Raw genomic sequence first — 421 nt, 5'->3', positions numbered from 1 at the left:
CCAGTACTGGCGTTATTTATTCTACAGGGGCTTGGGGGTGTAGCCACCAAATATATTATTAATTTTCGTCTTCGGTAAGTTTGTTAAGGATCCACTCCCTATTGATAACAATATCCCCATCATCGCGGAGATCTTTGAAATCAGTGCAGTGTGAAGAAGCAAATTCATACATATTGTCAATGTCAAGCAGGAGTTTCCTCAGATATTCTGATCGGCTAATAGATAAACAAGCAGCGCCTTGGTCTAATAAATCCAGTTCGACATCTGTAAGACGTAATCCTATAAAATGTCTGTGATTCAGTTCTTTATCTTTGTTTTTTGTTCTCATACTCCTCCTTTCGCTGAGACTATTCCTCCCGCCGGGAATCCACGTATTTCAATATCGGCTGTCCCTTCCGATATTAGAAATAGTGCTGTGAAC

1 protein-coding gene is annotated in these 421 nt (G+C 40.4%); it reads right to left on the bottom strand.

The features are described 5' to 3' along the window. Nucleotides 1-58: 58 nt before the first annotated feature. Entirely contained in the window at nucleotides 59-328 is a 270-nt protein-coding gene (locus LI112_RS17920) for a hypothetical protein (protein WP_227191213.1), read from the bottom strand. Nucleotides 329-421 lie beyond the last annotated feature (93 nt).

Origin of the sequence: Blautia sp. 210820-DFI.6.14 (assembly GCF_020558815.1) — a bacterium.
GTDB classification, from domain to species: Bacteria; Bacillota; Clostridia; order Lachnospirales; family Lachnospiraceae; genus Blautia_A; species Blautia_A obeum.
The sequence above is the reverse complement of the archived record's forward strand: the minus strand, read 5'-3'. Positions and strand labels throughout refer to the sequence as shown.